General features: G+C 33.5%; 2 protein-coding genes and 1 pseudogene. All 3 read right to left on the bottom strand.

The window, feature by feature from the left end:
• Positions 1-66: 66 nt before the first annotated feature.
• The gene (locus CVD18_RS22200; RefSeq protein ID WP_103867627.1) at positions 67-399 is read right to left on the bottom strand and encodes a hypothetical protein; all 333 of its coding nucleotides are present in this window, start codon (positions 397-399) and stop codon (positions 67-69) included.
• Positions 400-453: 54 nt separating this feature from the next.
• Positions 454-1,017 (bottom strand): annotated as a pseudogene (locus tag CVD18_RS22195) (aminotransferase class I/II-fold pyridoxal phosphate-dependent enzyme); the annotation flags it as partial.
• A 29-nt stretch (positions 1,018-1,046) separates the two neighbouring features.
• Positions 1,047-1,443: transposase (locus CVD18_RS22190; RefSeq protein ID WP_146052914.1), on the bottom strand; the 397-nt coding region annotated here is incomplete at its 5' end.

Here is a 1,443-nt window from a genome sequence, read left to right as displayed (position 1 = left end):
AGCCTTTTCTCATATCAGTAGACTTGCTATACAAATGAAACTGATGGGTGGTGGTAAGTCCAAACATTACAAAAGGGTAATCAGATTTTTTAATTCTTTTTTACATAGATCAGAAGGACATTGTAAAAAAACGCCATTGGGATAATGGATCTCTATTGGCACTGCTTCAGAAATCGATACTGGTGCAGAAACTTCTACCGGAATGAATGCTGTCTCTTTCTTGGATATACTTTTCTTAGAATCTGGATATTCAGCTCTATATTTCCTATGCCAATATTTCATAACCCCATAAGTGATGCCTTGTTTTTCACCATAGTCTCTTAAACTTAGACTACTCTTTTTCCATTTCCTTAGAATAGTATACATTTCCTGTTTTCTATTTGTGTCTTCTTTTTGCATAGCACAAAACTAAAACCTAAAAAGAAACCAAACAATATGTGGTTTGCCGAACGCTTACATTTCTCCTATATAGTGGCTCATAATTCCTGCCGTAATTGATGTGTAATCATGATATGCCCATGTATCTGCAATTATTTTTTCTGGACCTACTAACCATCCTAAACGTAATCCTGGTAAGGCATAGGCTTTTGACAACCCTCCGTTTACCATTACTTTATCATACATACCCACAAAACTTTCTCTTACATTCCCATCTAAAGCCGCTCCGCGATACACTTCGTCACAATATACCCAGGCATCTACACTCTTGGCTATTGTTATAATTTCTTGCATTTCTTCATTTGTAAGCGTATATCCTGTTGGGTTATTGGGGTTACAAAGAGCAATCATTTTAGTTTTTGATGTAACTAATTTTTTCAATTGTTCTAAATCTGGTTTCCAATTATTTTCTTCAAGTAACTGAAAAGCTTTAGGAATACATCCCATTTCTTCTGCAATACCCCAAATCTGCATATAATTAGGAACCATCATTACAACTTCATCTCCCTTTTCTAATAGCGTATGACATGCAATAAAATTTGCTTCAGAAGAACCATTGGTTACCAAAACATTCTCTTCATTATTAACCTGACGGTAAAAGAACTAGATTAAGCGGCATATTTTATGTCTGCATGGTTAAAATATTTGATAACTCTCTGATTATTATCTTGTAGCATTTTCATGTGTTTTTCTGCATTTTTCTTGAGTTGCTTTTCGTTTTTTGGAGCAGGTTTTTCTGATAGCCCATATTTTAAGTCACAATTTAAATACTCATCTGGATTTTTCTCAGGAGAATAAGATGGTAAAAAGAACAATTCAATACTAGTTTTATTTTCCTCTACCCATTGCTTTACAATTTTACTATGGTGTACTCTCAGGTTATCAAGTATTAAGAATATTTTTTGCTCCTTATTTTTAATAAGTTGTTTTAAAAACTCGATCAATCTATCGGCATTCATTGTTCCTGAGTAAATCATAAATTGTACACTTCCTTGATTAGTTACT

It is taken from the genome of Aquimarina sp. I32.4 (assembly GCF_002924285.1).
Taxonomy (GTDB): Bacteria; Bacteroidota; Bacteroidia; order Flavobacteriales; family Flavobacteriaceae; genus Aquimarina.
The sequence above is the reverse complement of the archived record's forward strand: the minus strand, read 5'-3'. Positions and strand labels throughout refer to the sequence as shown.

Excerpts from the sequence above, each read along its gene's own strand:
- CVD18_RS22200 (WP_103867627.1), bottom strand. The coding sequence starts at position 399 with ATGCAAAAAGAAGACACAAATAGAAAACAGGAAATGTATACTATTCTA.